Here is an 18,188-nt window from a genome sequence, read left to right as displayed (position 1 = left end):
CGCCTGCATCAGTCGCCCTGCTCGCACTCGCTTGCGGATGGCTTCGTCCATCTTGGCCATGCTCCCATTCTCCGATCAGACCCCTGATCCGATAACGCTCACCAGCCTCCTTGGTCGTCATGGCTCCTTAATTCTCAATAAGTGATTGATAAACCTGCTGTATCTGGCTTCGGCGCAGTCCAGCGGATTGCCGGGCTGGAGTCATGGTGAAATGAAAAACGCGCCCCGGAGGCGCGTTTTTCTTTGGGGCGACGGCTGTATGTCAGATGAAGCTCTCGCCGTCATCGTCGCCGAACGCCGGGCCATCGTCATCTGGCGTCCAGTCCGCGCTGCGCAGCGCGTCGTCCCGGCCACGGTCGCCGTCGCTGTCGTAGAAGTTCTCGTTGGTGATGTTCTGTACCACCGTCTCCTGCGGCACCATGCCCGGGCCGAGCAGGCCGCTGGCATTGCCGAAGCCGCCCAGGCCGGCCGCACCGTCGTGGCGGCCCAGCAGGTGCTCCAGGCCCTGGAACAGGAACATGCCGCCGGCCACGCCCGCCGCGGCGCTCGCTGCCGTGCCGAGAAAGCTGCCGCCCGCGCTCGGTGCGGCAGCGGCGGGGCTGCCGCCGCCGAACCAGCGCTCACGCCAGCCCGGCGCCGCAGGAGGCGGCCCATAGGCCGGCGCGGCCTGGGCCGGCGAAGGTGTGTAGGCCTGCGAGGGCGCACGGCCGAAGCCGGGCTCCGGCGGCGCAGCGCGTTCGGCCGCCCCGCCCAGGAAGCTGCCGCCGCCGGCCGCAGGCTGCTGCCGCTCCTGCTGCAGGCGCGCGATCTCCTGCTGCGCCTGTTCCAGCCCGTGCTCCAGCAGCAGGCAGCGCTGGGCCAGCAGGTAGAGCGCATCGGGCTGGCCCGCAAGCTGCTGGCGGATGCGGGCGTCGGCCTCGGCGTCCTTCTGCGCCAGCGGCCCGGCCTGGGCCAGGCGCTGCAGCAAGTCGTCAAGCAGGGAACGTTCGGTCGGGGTCATGGCAAGGGCTCCTGGGCGGCGCGGGTCGCCGCCCCTTCCCGTCCATTTTGGACCCGGACGGTGCGGCCGCGACGCACCGCGCCATCGCCTTAAGCCCCGGCTAAGCTGCGGACGAGCGCCCGGCTGACGCGGCTTTGCGCCCACAGCGGTCGGGCCGCGGACCGGCGACCGGCTCCACTCGGACCCATGCCTTCGACCCGCCGATTCGCCCCGCCTTCCCGCCCCGCCCCCGGCTGCGACGGACCGCACGCGCCCGCCGACACTCCGGCCACACGGGTGCGCGGCTACGGGCTCACGCTGCAGGTGAACGGCAATTTCCTGGGCGACCTGGCCAGCCAGACGGCGTTCCGCGGCTACCTCGACGCCTGGCGGCGGCTCTACCGCGACATGGGCGCGGACGACCCGTTCGACCGCCGCAAGACGACGCGCGAACTCTCCAAGCGCCGGCTCGACGAACTGCTGGAGGAGGACGGCGACGCCGCCGCGCTGCTGCGCGCCGCGATGGCCGACTGGTCGGAGCAGCTGGCCGAGGTGCTGCGCCGCTTCAAGCGCCAGCCGAGCTGGCGCGGCGTGGAGCGCATCGTGGTCGGCGGCGGCTTCCAGCAGAGCCGCGTGGGCGAGCTTGCGGTGGCCCGCACCGCGCGGCTGCTGCGCGACGCCGGGCTGGAGGTGCGGGTGCGCACGCTGCGCCACCATGCCGACGATGGCGGGCTGGTCGGCTGGGTGCACCTGGCGCCGCCCGACGCGCTCGAAGGCGCCGACGCGTTCCTCGCGGTGGACATCGGCGGCACCAACGTGCGCTGCGGCATCGTGGAGCTGCGCCGCAGGAAGGCCGACGATTTCTCGCGCGCCCGCGTATTGCGGCGCGCCAAGTGGTGCCACCGTGACGACGGCCCGGCGCGCACCGGCTTCGTCGACGGGCTGGCCGGCATGCTGGCCGAGCTGGTGAACTATGCCGAGCGCAAGCAGATCGCGCTCGCGCCCTTCGTCGGCGTGGCCTGCCCCGGCCTGATCGGCGAGGACGGCCGCATCGCCAGCGGCACGCAGAACCTGCCGGGCGACTGGCAGAGCCCGCGCTTCCACCTGGCCAGCGAACTCTGCGCCCGGCTGCCGAAGATCGACGGCCGGCGGCCAGAGGTGCGGCTGCACAACGATGCGGTGGTCCAGGGCCTCTCCGAACGGCCCTTCATACAGGACGTCAGGCGCTGGGCCGTGGTGACCGCAGGCACCGGGCTCGGCAATGCGAGCTATCTGAACCGCCGCACAAGAGGCAGGAGTATAGCCACCTAGTGCGCTATTTGTGGGCGCTCTGCGCCCTTTCCCTCGGGGGTATACGTCAGCCCCGGGCTGCCCGGAACTCCGATGCCAGCCAGTCGTCGATCAGCGTCTTTTCGTAGCGCAGCGGATCGGAGCCGGGGTAGCGGTTGATGCGCGACAGGAACATCGGATCGCGCAGCGCGCGGGCGCCGGTGCGCAGCACGCTGCCGTCGGCCGCGCGCAGCGTGAATTCGAGGTCGATGCGCGGCGCGTAGATGTCCTTGACGATCCGCACGTCCTCGGCCTGCGGCGCGCGCCAGGGTTCGTAGCTGCCGGCGCGGCGAATGTCGGTGATGGTCACGTCGAGCTGCTGGCCCGCCGCGAGATGGCGCGTGGCCTCGTGCGCCAGGTGCTGCTGCAGGTTGCGCAGCCATTCGTTGCGGCGGCCGGGCAGTTCGCGCGGGCTCTCGCGGGCCTCGGCGAACGCGGCCGGGTCGCCGAAGCCGACGCGCACCGGGCCGTCCGCGACCTCGGGCGGCGGCGCTGCGGCGGCGCCGGACGGGCCGGACAGCGGCGCGCAGGCTGCGAGCAGGGCCGCGCAGGCGAGCGCGGCGGCGGTGGCGGCGAGCGGGCGGCGCGCCAGGGTCTTCTGGGCAATGGTCGTCGGCACGGCGGGTCTCCTCGGAAGGTGAAGGGGGAAAAGCGTCAGTGCCAGCGTAGGACCCGGCAGCCGGCCCTTTGTTGCACGAGGTTACCAAACGGTCACATGCCGCCGTCCACCAGGGGCGGGCAGGGCCAGTTCAGCAGTTCGGCCAGGCGCTGCACCACCCACCGCGCCTCGCCGGGGCCGACCACCGAGTCGGGTGTGGCCAGCCCGGCATGGATGCGCCGCAGGACTTCTCCTTCCGACGGCGCCTGCGTGTGGTAGAGCAGTCCGGCCTGATCGACCAGCACCTGGGCCAGGTCCTCGCAGACCTCGTAGCGCGCGCGCAGTTCGGCCAGCGGCACGGCGAGCCGGCCGCGCGCGTCGCTGTGCACGGCCGAGAACGACGGCGGGATCTCGATCTGGTAGTCATCCCAGGACATGGCCGGTGCCCGCGCAGGCTCAGTGCCGGTGGCCGTGGGCGCCGTGGATGTGGCGGTGCGAGATCTCCTCGCCGGTGGCGGCGCGCACTTCCTCGACCTTGGCGGCAAAGCGCAGCGCGCGGCCGGCCAGGGCGTGGTTGCCGTCGAGCAGCACCTGCTGGCCGTTGATCTTGACCACGTTGTAGACCTGCTGCGGGTTGCCCTGGTCGTCGGTGCCACGCAGCTGGCCGCCGACCTTCACGCCGGGCGGGAAGTCGGACTTGGCGATGGTGCGCACCAGGCTCTCGTCGCGCGGGCCGAAGGCGTCCTCCACCGCGAGGTCGACGGCGACCGAGGCGCCGCTCTCCAGGCCTTCGAGCGCGGCCTCGGCCTTGGGGAACAGGTTGCCGTAGCCGCCGTGCAGGTAGGCGATGGTGTCCGCGTCGAGCTGCCGGCCGGTCTGCGGGTCGGTCAGGCGGTAGCGGAGGGTGACGGCGGTGTCCTTGGCGATCTTCATGGCTTGCGGTGGGAAGCAGGCGGCCATTGTCGCTCGCGGCCGGCCGGGCGAAGCAGGGGCCCTATGCCCCGTCCGGCCCGCGCCGCCGGCGGCGGCCGCGCTGTGCCAGCCACCAGCCGCCCGCCACGCCGACGGCCGCCAGCGCCGCGGCGCTGGCGGCCACCGAGCCGGCCCGCGCATTCGCGCCGCCGTCAATGGCCGTGTTGCGCGACGGCGCATAGAGGTTGCCGTCGGTCGCGGCGGCCGGCCTTGCGCGCCGCAGCGCACCGTCGGCCACCCAGCGCAGGAAGCGCGCGAGCGTGTTCGGCGCGACCGCATGCGCCACGCGGCCCGACAGCGCGCCCGCGCCGAGGAAGGTGACCGAGCGCGGCCGGTTCGCCGCGGCCACCACGGCGGCGGCAACGCGGCGCGGGTCCAGCATGGGCAGCGAGGGCTCGATGGCGCGGCCGGTGTAGTTGGCCGCGTGCGACAGGCCGGGCGTGTCGGCGAAGGTGGGTACCACGTCGCAGACGTGCACGTCGAGCAGGTCGGCCACCTCGGCGCGCAGGCTCTCCGACAGGCCGCGCAGGCCGAACTTGCTGGCGGTGTAGGCCGCGGCATAGGGCGCCGGCACCCAGCCGCCGACCGAGATCATGTTGATCAGCGTGCCGTGGCCCTGGCGGCGGAACAGCGGCAGCGCGGCGTGGGCGCCGTTGATGTGGCCGATCAGGTTGGCCTCGACCACGCGGCGGTGGGCGGCCGCCGGCGTGTCCTCGAACCGGCCGACGGCGCCCACGCCGACGCCGTTGACCCAGACGTCGATGCGGCCGAAGCGCGCCAGCGCCGCATCGGCCAGCGCGCGCACCGCCTCGGCATCGGTCACGTCGGTCGGCACGCCGACGGCGGCGCCGCCCTCGTGCCGGCAGGCCTGGGCCACGGCCGCGAGCGTGTCGGCATTGCGGCCGGCCAGCACCACGGTGGCGCCCTGCCGCGCGAAGGCCAGCGCGGTCGCGTGGCCGATGCCGCTGGACGCACCCGTGATCACGACGACCGGCTGCGGCGCCGGCGCGACGGCGGCCAGCGGTGCGGGCTCTACGTCGGACGGCGTGGCGACGACGGGGCGCGCAGTGGCTACGTTGGCGGATTCGGGCAGCGACGACATGCGGTGGGCTCCTTGCTTTGCTGGCAATCCTCCATTTTTTGCAGCCACGCGGCCGGCCGCCGTAGGACGGTGGCGCCCGGCGCCGTCAGTGGGTGCGCGCAGGCGCGGGCAGCACGCCCAGGCGCCGCGCGAGCCGGCCGACGTTGGCCCGGTCCAGGCCCAGCGCACGCGCCGCGGCGGCCGGGCTGCCGCCGTGGCGCTGCAATGTGTCGGCCAGCATGCGGCGCCGAAAGGCATCGACGGCGTCGCGCGGCGGCTGCAGCGCGGCAGGCGGCGGCACGGCCGTGCCCGCCGGCATGAGTTTTTCGGCCCGGCGGCCGTGCTGACCGACGGATTCGCCCTGAGGCAGGGGGTATCAGGCCACAGCGGGCGCACTACCCCCGCTAGCGGAGGTATCCCCCGCCGGTATGGGCTGCGCGGGCGGCAGGCCTGCGCAGCCCGGACCGGCCACGTAGACCGCCCGCGCCGGAATCGCGAAGCCCACGCCGATAGACTCCAGCTCCCGCATGAGCGCCAGGTTGATCTTTTGCTGGTAGTCCATGTAGAGGTTGTAGTCCGCATCCAGCACGATGTAGACCACCTCGTAGTTGAGCGCCGTGTCGCCGAAGCCCAGCAGGTGGGCGCGGTCGAAGCGCAGCTTGGGTTCCGCTTCGATGATGCGCCTGACCGCCTGTGGGCTCGCCCCGGCCTGCTCCGGCGTCGTGCCGTAGGGCACGCTGAACTTGAAGACGATGCGCCGCTCGGTCATGTAGCGGTAGTTGTTGATCGTCTGCTTGAGCAGGTCGGTGTTGCTCATCACCACGCGCTCGCCGCTGAGGCTGCGGATGCGCGTCGTCTTCAGCCCGATCTGCTGCACCGAGCCGGCCACGCTGCCCACGACGATGAAGTCGCCCACCTCGAACGGCTTGTCCACCGCGATCGCGAGCGAGGCGAACAGGTCGCCCAGGATGTTCTGCACCGCCAGCGCGATCGCCACGCCGCCGATGCCCAGGCTGGCGACGAAGGCCGTGATGTTCACGCCGAGGTTCGACAGCATGGCCAGGATCACCGTGGCCCACAGCAGCGAGCGCAGCCCCCACGACATCAGCGTGGCCGAGGCGCTGTACTGCGCCTGCTCGGTGTTGGCGAAGTGCCGCGCCCGGTAGTTACGCACGCCCATGCCCACCGCGCGCGAGCCCCACAGGCCGATCTGCAGCGCCACGGCGATGAACCACAACTGGCTCACGCGGTTGGCCCAGCGGTCCGACAGGTCGAGCATGCCCACGCCCACCAGGACGGCCGCCACGAAGATCAGCAGGTGGCTGGTGCCCGCGAGCAGTTCGGCGATCGCGCCGCCGAGCTGCCGGTGCGTGCCCTTCTCAGCGATGTGCTTGCTGCGGCGCACGGCCAGCGACAGCAGCAGGTTCATCACGAGATAGGCGACGACCGCCGCGATGACGGCGACGACGAGGCTGGACAGGGAAAGGCCCCAGAGCGTGCGGTCCTGGAGCCAGTCGATGAAGAAGGGGGGGTTCATGGCACTCCTCGGCAGGGTGGCCGACGGCGGCAGGGCAGCCGTCGATCACGATGGGTGGATGGATGGACGATGAAGAACAAGGAAGAGCGAAGGGCGACGGCCGTGCGAAACGGCGTGCCCGCGCGGCGCGGGCGCGCAGCGGAAGAGCCGATCCTAGGGAAGGTCGGCTGGGACGTTGCGTAGGCGGATGCCGCGAATGCGGGTCGAGCCGGGAAGTTGCGATGCAGGCCAGCGCAGCCCGCCCGGGCGATGCAACCGGCGAGAAGGCAGTAGTTGCCGGCCTGCTGGGGTCGGCGGGCTTTCGCCTGGGGAAGTGGCCGCTAGGCGCCCGTCAGGCCATGGCCCGCCGCTGCCCGCCCACGTCGCGACCGCGTTTCAGCCCCGGAGGCTTCAGACAACGACGTAGCCCACGCCGAACTGATCGGCGTCATTGTTGGATTTGCCCGCCGTCCTGTTGTCGTAGCGGGCGAACCGGACCTTCAACCGGCCGGCGCCGAGTGAATTTTGGCGCTATTGAGGTTTGATTCCTGCTGCTTTGATGACCTCGCCCCATTGTTTACGATCAGCCTCCAGGAATCGGCCGAATTCCTGCGGCGTGTTCGTGACGACATCCACCCCTTGGCCGGCGAAGATTTGTGCGACTTCCTTGCGTTGGCCGACTTTTCGGACCGCCTCGGACAACAGTTCGACGATCGCATGCGGCGTGCCCGCAGGTGCGAGCAGTCCGTTCCAGCCAGAGGCTTCGAAACCCGGCAGCCCCGATTCGGCCACGGTCGGCAGGTCCGGCAGCAGCGGCACCCGTTGCAGCGCCGTCTGTGCAAGCGCCTTGACGCGACCGGCCTTGATGCTGGCGGACTCGTTGATGACCGGCGAGGACAGCAGTTGTACACGTCCTGCCTGCAAGTCGGTCGACGCTTCGGATGGGCCCTTGTAGATGATGCGCTCCATGTTCAGACCGGTCCGCTGCTTGAAGAGTTCGACCGCCAGATGCGACGAACTCCCAGTCGTTCCGACCGAGAAATTGAGCTCGCCCGGCCGCGCCTTGGCGTAGGCGATGAATTCCTGCAGCGTGTTCACCGGGAAGTTCTTGGGAACCACGAATACGTTGCTCACCTTCGTGAGCAGCGAAATCGGCAGGAAGTCGCGAACGGGATCGTAGGGCAGCCGTGCCATCAGATACGGATTGGTGCTGTGGGTGCCGATGGTCCCCACGAACAAGGTGTATCCATCGGCGGGAGCGGACTTCGCCGCCACGGCGCCAATCACGCCACCGGCGCCAGCCTTGTTTTCCACGATCACCGCGCCTTTGAGTACCTTGGGAAGTTCGTTGGCGAACACCCGGGCCACGGTATCCGTCGCTCCTCCGGCGCCGACCGGCACGATGAGCTGGATGGGCCGGCCGGGAAAATCCGGTTGTGCAAAAACCGCCGAGGATGCGGAAGCGGCGGCGATGCCAAACGATGTTTCGATGAAGCTGCGCCGGGAGATGCGTTTTGTCATGGTGATTCGAACTCGGGAGATCAGGAATAGCCAATCAACGCTGAGGTAGCCTTTTGGAGCGCGAGAACGATCCGATTGGCTCCGCGCCGCACCAGAATCGCACCCTGCTTCCGCGCTTCATCGGATGCAGCGTTGAAGGAAAGCAGTGGGCTCAAGGAGGGCAGAAGGCGCAACGCGGATGCCCTGTCCGGATAGTGGCCGGATGCGGTCGAATAGAGCACGGGCGTCAGGATGCGCAGGATTTCTAACACTGCCGAATTGAAATCTCCTGAGGAAAGCCGATCGCGCTTGGCATCGAAGGCAACAGCAGCCTGTCGGTACCGGGCCACGTGGCCAGCCACTTCGTCGAGCAACTCCTCTTGATGGCCGGACTCGCTCAGCTCTTGAAGGGCCGCTTCGAAATCGGCAGCCAGCGCAGCGAGGCTGTAGGGCAGCTTCTCCGCCTCCAGGAGGCTGCGCACCAGTTGAACGTGGATCGTGGCGTCTTCCAGCAGGACCGCCGGATCGACCGCATCGGCGACGTCCTGGGCCGAATGCCACCAGCGGGGCAGCCCTGCGCCAGGGATCCTGTCGGGGTCATCCTCGGCCAGAAAGCTGCTCATCTGCAGCGACGTCACGCCGATGCCGAGGAAGCTCTGATCGGAGCCGCGGTGGGGACGGCGCCGGTCCACGTACTTGTCCGGGCGCTTGAGCAGCTGAACGGTGCCGTTGTCCTGCACCGACGAGCCGGTCACGCTGTCGATGACCCGTATCGCGAATGCCTGTGCTTCGGCCGTCACGTTGCGAAGAGCTTTTTTCACCGCGCCCTTCGAGCCGTTGATATCCACATTCAGGTAGCCGATGCAGTGGCGGTGGAGATCCAGCCAGTTCTGATCGGCGTACCAGGCCGAGCCGGCGTACCTGCCCTGCGAGTGGCCCGGCCACCAGACCATCTTCAGGCCGAAGCGGGGTTTCGTGCCCGCGAAGCAGCGGGCAATTTCAAGCAGCACCGCGTTGGCGGCCACGTTGTCGGTGGCGCCGTCGAACCAGCTGCAGTAGTGCGCGCCGGCAAGCAGGTACTCCGGCGACCTTCCTTCGATCGTCGCGACGGGCATCTTGACCGAGCGCCACCCGGTGTCGCCTTCCCCCACCCGCCGAACTTGCACCGGCCCGTTCGCAAGCCGCGCGCTGAGGTCGACGTAGTCGAACTTCGAAACCGAAACTGCGGGGATCCTGGGAATCAGCTGATGCTCCGCCTCCGTCGCAGGCGACCCCCAAATGGGAGAGCAGGTCATCTTGTGGCGCTGGGGGCCGCTGGAAGCGCCGATGAGCCCGATGGCGCCGGCCTTCAACGCGGCCGAGCAGGCGCCGTACTCCGGAAGAGCGGAAATCAGCACGACTTTTCCGCGTACATCGATACCCTGGTAGTCCACGGCCTTGCCTGCACCGACGGCTACCAATTCGCCCACGACCCCGCCCGCCCCGGTGTCTTCCGAGAAAGCGACGCCCACGGCATCCAGTTCCAGCGTGGTGCTGCCGAGCACGCCGACGGAGGCGCGGACGGGGAAGCTGATGAACGCATCGAAGGTCTGCACTTCGTAGCGCACGCCATACTCTGCAAGCTTCGCCACAATGATGTCGCAGGCCGCCGCCTCGGAAGGCTGGCCGGAGACTTTCTCGCCGACGCTGCACAGCGCCTGCACGGATTGCACCAGCCGGTCTTGGTCGGCACCTTTCAGTTCCTCGGATGCTTGCGAGGTCGGTTCGATGGCACTCATGGGTGGCTACGATGGGTGAGGTTGTGATGCATCAGGCTTTCGGTTTCTCGCGTGCCGCGAGTACCTTGTGGAAAAACTCCTGAACTTGCTTGACGACCTGAAGGCCTCGATGCGACACGTTGTCCACCACGTCGAGCTGAGCGGAGACACCGTTTGCCTCAAGCGACTTGCGAAGGGACTCGATTCGCTCGCGGCGGGTGGCACCTGCATCGTTCGCGCCCGGCATATAGAACTTGCTGCCGGGTGCATGGGTAATCTCCCAGGTGTCGGTATCGAACTTCCCGACGACCAGCTGGAGCGGTACCTCTTTCAGTTTTTCGACATCAATGCGCTTGCCGAATTTTTCGGCCATGCCCTTCGTGCCGACCCAGTAGTCCTTCCCGGCGTCCAGCAGCGTCACGGAGCCCGGCGCACCGATGGTCGCCGCCCACAGGCGTTCGGGGTAGAGATAGGCGAACCGGTTGACGAACTGGCCGCCCCCCGAATAACCGAAAAGGGCAAACTGGTCGAACGTGCGGCCATAGCGGCCGCCGACCTCCTGGACCATGTCGATCAACACCTTGTCGTAGCGAACGTCCTGCTCGACAAGGTGCTTGAACCCGTCGCGGTTGCCATCGCCCATCACGCCGGCTGGAAACAGGGGGCACAGGATCAGGCAGTTGTGCCACCGGCCGAAATCCGCGAAAGCGTTTCGGTAGTCCACGAATTGCCGGCCGGTGCCATGAACCACCACGACCAGGTTGATCTCGCAATCGCTGTCCTTGATCTGGAAAGGCACGTACAACGTGAAGGAAAAGCGAGGATCGCCCGCATGCGCGTATACCGTGGTGTTCCCAAAGTCGTAGTAGCGGTTGGAGAGTCGCTGCGACTCGGAGACAGTGGCTTGCCGGGAGGGGTGATGTTCAGTGGTCATGGTGTTGTGCTAGGACCGCTGAATTCTTGAACCACGCCAGCCGAAAGACAAACGAAATGAAATTTCGGCAGGGTAAAGGCTTCCTTTATGCTATGGCGATGCCGACATTGCGTGCCTTCAAGACGTTCATCGCCGTGTCCGAGAGTGGCTCCTTCGCTGCTGCTGCCCAGCGGGTGGCTCTTACGCCGGCTGCCGTGGGAGTTCAGATGAAGGCGCTGGAGGACGTTCTGGGTACCCCGCTGTTCGTGCGGGAAGCCCGTGGCGTGAAGCTGACGCCGGCGGCGCACGCAGCGCTACCGCGCGCGCGGCGGATGGTCGCCGAGTACGAGGATATGGTCGAGGCGCGGCAAGACGCCCGGCTCATTGCCGGGTCGATGGTTGTCGGCTCGATCACGTCGGCTGCCGCGGTCCTTGCGGAATCGGTGCTGGCGTTGAAAGCCGTCTACCCGGCGCTGAACATCACGGTCGTCCATGGCCGCAAGAGCGAGCTGCGCAACAAGGTCATCGCGCGGGAGATGGACGCCGCGATCTTTGTCGAGACCGCGGGGCGGCTCGGCGACGAGCTGGACTGGCAGCACCTCTATGCGGAGCCGCTCATGCTGGTGTGCAGTTCCGTCCACGGCCCGCACATCAGCGCCAAGGACCTGCTGAAGACACAACCCTACATCCGGTTCGACCATTCCGGCGCGACCGCCCCCATGGTCGACCAGATGCTGAAAAAGGCACAGGTTCAGCCACAGACCGTGCTCGAGATGAATTCGGTCACGAGCATCGTTGAACTGGTGCGCAAGGATGTGGGCGTGAGCATCGTGCCCATTCTTCGCTCCTTCGCCTGGGATGAAGACACGGCCTTGCGGCTCGTACCGATGCCAGGGCGGGTGTTCGAGCGACGCATCGGCATCTTGCGCGACGTCCGGCGAGCCCATGTCAACGATGCGCTGCTGCAGGAAATGCGGCGGCGATTGGCATGAATCCCCAAAGCCCTCGGATTGTTCGGTCTGAGGTTGCCCTCGAATTCCAACAACGCCGCCCGTCACTGGAACGCAGATGGCTCGATTGACGATGGAGCGCGAGTGCCAGGCGTCCGCTTGTGGCGCCAGCGCAGCCCATCGGCCAAGCCTTCAAGCAACCACCATCCTCTGCGTCGCCCGCGTCGTCGCTACATAGACCAGCCGAGCCTCCAGTTCCGCATCACCTTCGACATCGCCAGGTTTCGCATCACCGCCGTTCCGGACGGCGACCACCGGCCACTCCTTGGCGACGCAACGCGATCCCCGCGAATAGTGCGAACACGCCCTAATGCGTAGACGGCAGCGGCCCCGCCAGCCGCTCCCGGTAGACCGCCGGCGTCGCGCCGAAGGTGCGGCGGAACAGCCCGATGAAGGCGCTCGCCGTGGCATAGCCGAGGTCGAGCGCCACGGCCGTCACCGGCTGGCCGGCCGCCAGCATTTCGAGCGAGCGCATCATGCGCGCGCGCTGGCGCCAGGCGGTGAAGTTGAACCCCGTCTCGGCGACGAACCGCCGGCTCAGCGTGCGGGCGCTCACCGCGCCCCAGGCGGCCCAGTCCTCCAGCCCGCGGGGGTCGGCCGGGTCGGCGATCAGCGCGCGGGCGATGCGCTGGAGCCGCGCGTCGCGCGGCAGCGGCAGGCCCCAGGGCTCCGGCGGCAGGCTGCGGATCTCGTCGAGGATGACGGCCGCGAGATGGGCGCGGGCTTCGTCGAGCGGCTCCGCGGCCGCCCAGCTTCCGGCGCGCAGCACCGCCTCGCGCAGCAGGCCCGAGGTGCGCAGCGCGCAGGGCCGCGCCGGCAGGCCGGCGCAGGCCGGCTCGGCCACGTAGACGCTCCAGCCGTGCAAGGCCCCGTGCGAGCGGCCCGAATGCACCGTATGCGGCGGCAGCCAGACGGCATGGGTCGGCGGCACGATCCAGACGCCGTCGTCCACGCCTACCGAGAGCAGGCCGCGCAGCGAGCCGAACAGCTGGCCGCGCGCGTGTTGGTGCGCGCCCGACACCAGCTCATCCCGCTGGCTGCCGGTCACGGCGATGAGGACCGGCCCGTCCGACGTATGGACGCCGGCCAGGCGGGAGGAGAAGTCGGCCATGGCGGATTCGCGTTATCGGTTGACCGATCCAGTCTACAGCCGCCAAGGCATGCGCCCTTACGCTGGCGCATCTTCCCTTTTCCCCCCATGCCCCCTGCCCGGCGGGCTTGCAGGAGATTCGCATATGCACGTATCCGACCTTCCCCCGGCGGTGGACCTGGACAGCCTCTACGACCCGCCGGCCGAAAGGATCCAGAAGGCGGTGCTGGACCGGCTGGTGGACTTCCATCTGGAGTACCTGAAGGTCGCCACCTTCTTCTGCCTGGCCACCGGCAGCAGCGAACGCGGGCTCGATGCCTCGCCGCGCGGCGGCCCGCCGGGCTTCGTGCGCGCGCTCGACGAGCGCACCGTGGCATTCGCCGACTGGCCGGGCAACAACCGCATCGAGTCGATGCGCAACCTGGTGCAGGACGACCGGCTCGGCATGGTGTTCCTGTTTCCCGGCCTGGAAATCTTCCTGCGCATCAACGGCCGCGGCCGCATCTCCACCGCGCCCGAACTGCTGGCGCAGTTGCGCGAGGGGCCGCGGACGCCCAAGACGGCCACCGTGGTGCGGATCGACGAGGTGCTGCTGCACTGCGGCAAGGCCATCAACCGCGCGCGGCTCTGGGACGAGGGCTCGCGGCTCGATCGCAGCACGCTGCCGACGGTGGGCCGCATGGTGACCGAGCTGGCCCGCCGCGACGGCACATCTCCCGAGGCCGGCGAGGCGCAGATCGCGCAGATCGACGCCCATTACGACCATGCGGTCCGCCACGACCTGTACTGACCGGCCAGCGGACGAACGAACGAGGAGGAGGGCAATGCGGCTCGACACGACACGGTTTCCTCAGGTGTTTCTGCATGACGAGGACGCGGGTCCGGGTGCCGCATCCCCTTCGGCCGAAGCGCAACTGGAGGCGCTGCTGGAGCGCGGCGAGCGGTTCGTGCTGCTGACCGATCACCTGCCGGGCGAGCACGATCGCCAGGAGGAAAGCCACGCGGACCGGCGCGAGCGCGCGCTGTTCTTCAAGCGCAACAAGGACAGGCTGCGGCGGCTGTGCGGCGGCCTGGTGCTGATCCAGGGTGAGCGCACGGTGCCGGCGCCGGTCCGGATCGCGGCGCAGGCGGCGAGGCGGGTCCTCGGTTTTCCGCTGGTGTTCGCGCGCAGCGCGCAGGAGGCGCAGGAAGAAGCCACGCGGCTGCTTGCGCGGCAGCTCTAGCCGCCGGGCCGCCTCCCGCAGCCGCCGCCGGCGCATTCCAGCGCAAACACCGGCACCTCGGCCTTGCGGCTCAGCCACACGCCGCCGCCCATTTCCTTGAAATGGCGCGCCAGCCCGCGCCGGTACAGATCGGCGCGGTGGCGGAAGATGGCCGGGTCGGTCACGTCCTCGTCGACGATGTCGGCCTCGTAGTCCTCGCGCGCCACGGCCTCGACGTAGAGCGCGCCCTGGCTCAGCCGGCCCAGGTTGTGCAGCGCGCGCTTGAGGTCCGGCGGCGCGAGATAGGGCAGCACGCCCTGGCAGACGACGAAGTCGAACGGCTCGGCGGCGGTGTAGTCCACCACCGAACCGCGCTCCCAGCCGTAGCGGCCGCAGAGGTAGTCGCTGAACTCCACGCCGTGGTAGCTCGCACCGGAGAAGTGCCGCGCCACCGCGTCACGCCACAGGCCGATGCCGCAGCCGATGTCGAGCACGCGCTGCACCGGCACGCGCAGGTATTTCAGGTACGACGCGATGAAGGTGCCCAGCCGCTCGAAGTGCTGCGGATCGACCACGCGGGTCTTCTTGTCGAAGTAGAAGCGCCGGTAGTAGGCCTCGTCGAAGAACTGGGGGCTGGCGGATTGCATGAGCGGATGGCAGTGAAGCTGCGAGGGCGCGCAGTATGGCGCGGATCGGCGGCGACCTTGCGGCGCCGGATCGCATCGGCGGTTTGCGCATGTCGATATGACTTTTTCCGTGGACGCCGGCGCATTGCGGAAGATCAACGCCGCCGCGCCGCCGCCTTCGAAGAATGGCCTCCTCGTCACCCATCGGGCCGCGCCGCAGGGCGCGCCACACGCACTTCAGGGAGTTCTTCGAATGAGCAACGACAACGGCACCGGCGGCGGCCAGCCGCTCAATGTCTTCTGGTTCCTGCCCACCCACGGCGACGGCCGCTACCTCGGCAGCGCCAGCCAGTCGCGCGCGGTGGACCAGACCTACCTCCAGCAGATCGCCCAGGCCGCCGAGCGGCTGGGCTACGGCGGCGTGCTGATCCCGACCGGGCGCTCGTGCGAGGACTCGTGGATCGTCGCCGCGAGCCTGGTCCCGGTGACGCAGCGGCTGAAGTTCCTGGTCGCGCTGCGGCCGACGACCTTCTCGGTGACGGCCAATGCGCGCATGGCCGCGACGCTCGACCGTCTCTCGGGCGGGCGGCTGCTGGTCAACGTGGTGGCCGGCGGCGACGCGGGCGACCTGGAGGGCGACGGCACCTTCCTGAGCCACGACGCGCGCTACGACCATGCGCGCGAGTTCCTCACCGTGTGGAAGCGGCTGTTCGCCGGCGAGACGGTGGACTTCGCCGGCGAGCATGTGCAGGTCAAGGGCGCGCGGCTGAGCTTTCCGGCGCTGTCGCAGCCGCATCCGCCGCTGTTCTTCGGCGGCTCGTCGCCCGCAGGCCACGCGCTCGCGGCCGAGGAGGTGGAGCTGTACATCTCCTGGGGCGAGCGGCCGGCCGATGTGGCGGCCAAGTTCGCCGACATCCGCGCGCGCGCCGCGCAGCGGGGCTGCACGGTGCGCTTCGGCGTGCGGCTGCACGTACTGGTGCGCGAGACCGAGGACGAGGCCTGGGCCGACGCCGAGCGGCTCATCGGCAGCCTCGACGACGCGACGATCTCCCGCGCGCAGGCGTCGCTGTCGCAGCTCGATTCGCACGGCCAGCAGCGCATGACCACGCTGCACGGCGGCCGCATCGACCGCAGCCGCGCGGCGCTGGAGATCAGCCCCAACCTCTGGGCCGGCGTGGGCCTGGTGCGCGGCGGCGCGGGCACGGCGCTGGTCGGCCGCCCGCAGCAGGTGGCCGACCGGCTCAAGGAATACGCCGACCTGGGAGCCGACACCTTCGTGCTCTCGGGCTATCCGCACCTGGAGGAGGCCTACCGCTTCGCCGAGCTGGTCTTCCCGCGGCTGCCGCTGGCGCTGCGCCAGAAGGTCGGCGCCAACCTGCTGAGCCCGTTCGGCGAGGCGATCGCGCACGATGCGCAGCCGCGCCAGCCGGCGCTGAAGGTGGCGCAGAGCTAGAAAATACCCCCAGGTCCAACCGGCGCCAGTCATTGGTCCACGGGCACCAGCGCCATATATCCCCCTACAGTCCAGGCTGTGCGCCTGGTGGACACCGGCTGCTGTGCAACCAGCAGGCCGGCTGCATCGCTGCTGCGCGCGGGGCAGTGGCGCACCCTGCTCCCCAGGGCAGGACGCCTGGCATCAGGATTGCAGCGGCGAGGGGTTTCGCCGTCGCCTATCCTGCCCGCATGCCTTTGGTCTCCTGCCTCGAATCCGTCATCTCCGGCACGCGCACGCCCCCGCCGCACGGCCCGCCCTCTGGGCTCGGCGCGTTCTGCTGGCACTTCATCCGCCAGACCCGCGGGCCCTATCTGGCGATGGTGGCGACCTGCCTGCTGGTGGCGCTGGCCGACATGGGCATTCCGGTCGTGATCGGCCGGCTCGTGAAGCTGCTCGAAGCGACCGACCGCGCCGCCGCGCTCGCCGACCACGGGCTGCAGCTTGCGCTGATGCTCGGCCTCGTGCTCGTGCTGCGCCCGCTGCTGCAGGCGGCCGACACGGCCGTGCGGCACTTCCTCGTGGTGCCCGGCGTGACCAGCCTGATCCGCTGGCAGAGCCACTGGCATGTGGCACGCCAGGGCTGGTCGTTCTTCCAGAAGGACTTCGCCGGGCGCATCGCCAACCGCGTGATGCAGACCGCCGAAGCGCTGCGCGACAGCGTGATCTCGGCGATCCGCGCGCTGACCTTCATCACGACCTATGGCGTATTCGCACTGGTCCTCATGGCGCTGGCCGACTGGCGGCTCGGGCTGCCCACGCTCGCGTGGCTCGTGGCCTACGTGTTCTTCCTGCGCCACTTCGTGCCGCGGCTGCGCGAGCTGGCGCGGGTGCGCTCGGACCTGCGCTCGCTCGTCGTGGCGCGCATCGTCGACAGCTACACCAACATCCTCACGGTGAAGCTGTTCGCCAAGGTGGCCGACGAGAACGCCTATGTGCGCGAGGCGGTCGAGGAACACCAGCAGACCATCGCCGGCCACATGCGCATGGTCGCGCGCTTCGTGCTCACGCTCAACGCGATGAACGCGCTGCTGCTCACCAGCACCGCAGCCATCGGCCTGGCGCTCTGGAGCACCGGCGCGGCCAGCGCCGCGCAGGTGGCCACGGCCATCCCGCTGGCCTGGCAGATCGCCAACGCCTCGGGCTGGGTGTCGTTCGAGATCGCCGGCATCTTCGAGAACGTGGGAACGGTGCAGGACGGCATGCGGACCATCGCGGTGCCGCACGAACTGCTCGACGCGCCGGGGGCCCGGCCGCTCACGGTGGCGGCCGGCGCGATCCGCTTCGACGGCGTGCGCTTCGCCTACCACGCGGGCGGGCGGCCGGTGATCGACGGCCTGGACCTGGAGGTGCGCCCCGGCGAGCGCGTGGGCCTCGTCGGCCGCTCGGGCTCGGGCAAGTCGACGCTGGTGAGCCTGCTGCTGCGCTTCCACGACGTGGACGCGGGCCGCATCACGATCGACGGGCAGGACGTGCGCACCGTCACGCAGGAGAGCGTGCGCGCGGCCGTGGGGCTGGTGACGCAGGACACCTCGCTGCTGCACCGCTCCATTGCCGACAACATCCGCTACGGCCGCCCGCAGTCCACGGCGGCCGAGATCGAGCGGGCCGCGCGGCTGGCGCATGCGCACGAGTTCATCGAAAAGCTCGACGACGGCAGCGGGCGCACCGGCTACGACGCGCACGTGGGCGAGCGCGGCGTCAAGCTCTCGGGCGGGCAGCGCCAGCGCATCGCGATCGCGCGGGTGATATTGAAGGATGCGCCGATCCTCGTGCTCGACGAGGCGACGAGCGCCCTCGACAGCGAGATCGAGGCCGCGATCCAGGAGCAGCTCGCGGGCCTCATGGAAGGCAAGACGGTGATCGCCATCGCCCACCGGCTCTCGACCATCGCGCGCATGGACCGGCTCGTCGTGCTCGACGCCGGCCGCATCGCCGAGCAGGGCACGCATGCCGAGCTGCTGGCGCGCGGCGGCCACTACGCGGCGCTGTGGCGCCACCAGTCGGGCGGCTTCCTGGCGGAGGACGACGCGCCGGTGGCCGAGGCGGCCTGACAACAACAAAAACGAAGCCCGGCACGCGGGCCGGGCTGGCGCAGCCGCAGGCGGCGGCCGGGGGCGCCG

General features: G+C 69.5%; 18 protein-coding genes. 6 read left to right on the top strand and 12 right to left on the bottom strand.

What is annotated here, in order from left to right; translation table 11 throughout:
• Positions 1-262 precede the first annotated feature (262 nt).
• On the bottom strand, positions 263-1,000 hold the full coding sequence (locus GAK38_RS16105; protein WP_325345863.1) for a DUF2076 domain-containing protein: 738 nt from the start codon (positions 998-1,000) through the stop codon (positions 263-265).
• Positions 1,001-1,186: 186 nt separating this feature from the next.
• Here GAK38_RS16105 and GAK38_RS16100 point away from each other — a divergent pair, with 186 nt between their 5' ends.
• On the top strand, positions 1,187-2,290 hold the full coding sequence (locus tag GAK38_RS16100) for an ROK family protein (protein WP_325345861.1): 1,104 nt from the start codon (positions 1,187-1,189) through the stop codon (positions 2,288-2,290).
• 46 nt (positions 2,291-2,336) lie between these two features.
• Here the strand turns inward: GAK38_RS16100 and GAK38_RS16095 are convergent, their stop codons facing one another.
• From GAK38_RS16095 to GAK38_RS16055, 9 genes are all read right to left on the bottom strand, one after another.
• Complete coding sequence (locus tag GAK38_RS16095; protein WP_325345859.1) at positions 2,337-2,927, bottom strand: DUF3016 domain-containing protein; 591 nt, start codon at positions 2,925-2,927, stop codon at positions 2,337-2,339.
• A gap of 92 nt (positions 2,928-3,019) precedes the next feature.
• Positions 3,020-3,343 (bottom strand): hypothetical protein, encoded by a 324-nt coding sequence (locus GAK38_RS16090; RefSeq protein ID WP_325345858.1) that lies wholly within the window; start codon positions 3,341-3,343, stop codon positions 3,020-3,022.
• A 19-nt stretch (positions 3,344-3,362) separates the two neighbouring features.
• Positions 3,363-3,839, bottom strand: coding sequence for an FKBP-type peptidyl-prolyl cis-trans isomerase (locus GAK38_RS16085; RefSeq protein WP_325345856.1), 477 nt, complete (start codon positions 3,837-3,839; stop codon positions 3,363-3,365).
• A 61-nt stretch (positions 3,840-3,900) separates the two neighbouring features.
• Complete coding sequence (locus tag GAK38_RS16080) at positions 3,901-4,980, bottom strand: SDR family oxidoreductase (RefSeq protein ID WP_325345854.1); 1,080 nt, start codon at positions 4,978-4,980, stop codon at positions 3,901-3,903.
• Positions 4,981-5,065: 85 nt separating this feature from the next.
• Entirely contained in the window at positions 5,066-5,278 is a 213-nt protein-coding gene (locus GAK38_RS16075; protein WP_325345852.1) for a helix-turn-helix domain-containing protein, read from the bottom strand.
• A gap of 57 nt (positions 5,279-5,335) precedes the next feature.
• Positions 5,336-6,496, bottom strand: a complete 1,161-nt coding sequence (locus tag GAK38_RS16070) for a mechanosensitive ion channel family protein (RefSeq protein ID WP_325345850.1) — start codon at positions 6,494-6,496, stop codon at positions 5,336-5,338.
• A 510-nt stretch (positions 6,497-7,006) separates the two neighbouring features.
• On the bottom strand, positions 7,007-7,996 hold the full coding sequence (locus GAK38_RS16065; RefSeq protein WP_325345848.1) for a Bug family tripartite tricarboxylate transporter substrate binding protein: 990 nt from the start codon (positions 7,994-7,996) through the stop codon (positions 7,007-7,009).
• A gap of 20 nt (positions 7,997-8,016) precedes the next feature.
• Positions 8,017-9,753 carry a M28 family peptidase gene (locus GAK38_RS16060; RefSeq protein ID WP_325345846.1) on the bottom strand — a complete coding sequence of 579 codons (1,737 nt, stop codon included), beginning with the start codon at positions 9,751-9,753 and terminating at the stop codon, positions 8,017-8,019.
• 31 nt (positions 9,754-9,784) lie between these two features.
• Positions 9,785-10,666, bottom strand: coding sequence for an alpha/beta hydrolase (locus GAK38_RS16055; RefSeq protein ID WP_325345845.1), 882 nt, complete (start codon positions 10,664-10,666; stop codon positions 9,785-9,787).
• A 26-nt stretch (positions 10,667-10,692) separates the two neighbouring features.
• Here GAK38_RS16055 and GAK38_RS16050 point away from each other — a divergent pair, with 26 nt between their 5' ends.
• Positions 10,693-11,637 carry a LysR family transcriptional regulator gene (locus GAK38_RS16050; protein WP_325345843.1) on the top strand — a complete coding sequence of 315 codons (945 nt, stop codon included), beginning with the start codon at positions 10,693-10,695 and terminating at the stop codon, positions 11,635-11,637.
• Positions 11,638-11,962: 325 nt separating this feature from the next.
• Here GAK38_RS16050 and GAK38_RS16045 read toward each other — a convergent pair whose 3' ends face one another.
• Positions 11,963-12,766, bottom strand: a complete 804-nt coding sequence (locus GAK38_RS16045) for an AraC family transcriptional regulator (protein ID WP_325345840.1) — start codon at positions 12,764-12,766, stop codon at positions 11,963-11,965.
• 124 nt (positions 12,767-12,890) lie between these two features.
• Between GAK38_RS16045 and GAK38_RS16040 the strand changes: the two genes are divergently transcribed.
• Together GAK38_RS16040 and GAK38_RS16035 are read left to right on the top strand one after the other, a co-directional pair.
• Positions 12,891-13,535 carry an MSMEG_1061 family FMN-dependent PPOX-type flavoprotein gene (locus GAK38_RS16040; protein WP_325345838.1) on the top strand — a complete coding sequence of 215 codons (645 nt, stop codon included), beginning with the start codon at positions 12,891-12,893 and terminating at the stop codon, positions 13,533-13,535.
• A 34-nt stretch (positions 13,536-13,569) separates the two neighbouring features.
• Positions 13,570-13,968 carry a hypothetical protein gene (locus tag GAK38_RS16035; protein WP_325345837.1) on the top strand — a complete coding sequence of 133 codons (399 nt, stop codon included), beginning with the start codon at positions 13,570-13,572 and terminating at the stop codon, positions 13,966-13,968.
• On the opposite strand, the gene GAK38_RS16030 is transcribed toward GAK38_RS16035, so the two are convergent.
• Positions 13,965-14,594 (bottom strand): class I SAM-dependent methyltransferase, encoded by a 630-nt coding sequence (locus tag GAK38_RS16030; protein ID WP_325345835.1) that lies wholly within the window; start codon positions 14,592-14,594, stop codon positions 13,965-13,967. The two genes, GAK38_RS16035 and GAK38_RS16030, sit on opposite strands and share 4 nt — an antisense overlap.
• 232 nt (positions 14,595-14,826) lie before the next feature.
• Between GAK38_RS16030 and ssuD the strand changes: the two genes are divergently transcribed.
• A complete protein-coding gene (gene ssuD / locus GAK38_RS16025) occupies positions 14,827-16,026 on the top strand; it encodes an FMNH2-dependent alkanesulfonate monooxygenase (RefSeq protein WP_325345833.1) in 1,200 nt (399 codons plus the stop codon).
• A 230-nt stretch (positions 16,027-16,256) separates the two neighbouring features.
• Positions 16,257-18,119: an ABC transporter ATP-binding protein gene (locus GAK38_RS16020; RefSeq protein ID WP_325345831.1), complete on the top strand. Its 1,863-nt coding sequence runs from the start codon at positions 16,257-16,259 to the stop codon at positions 18,117-18,119.
• The last annotated feature ends 69 nt before the right edge of the window (positions 18,120-18,188 follow it).

Origin of the sequence: Xylophilus sp. (assembly GCA_009914555.1) — a bacterium.
Classification (GTDB): domain Bacteria; phylum Pseudomonadota; class Gammaproteobacteria; order Burkholderiales; family Burkholderiaceae_C; genus WNDY01.
The sequence above is the reverse complement of the archived record's forward strand: the minus strand, read 5'-3'. Positions and strand labels throughout refer to the sequence as shown.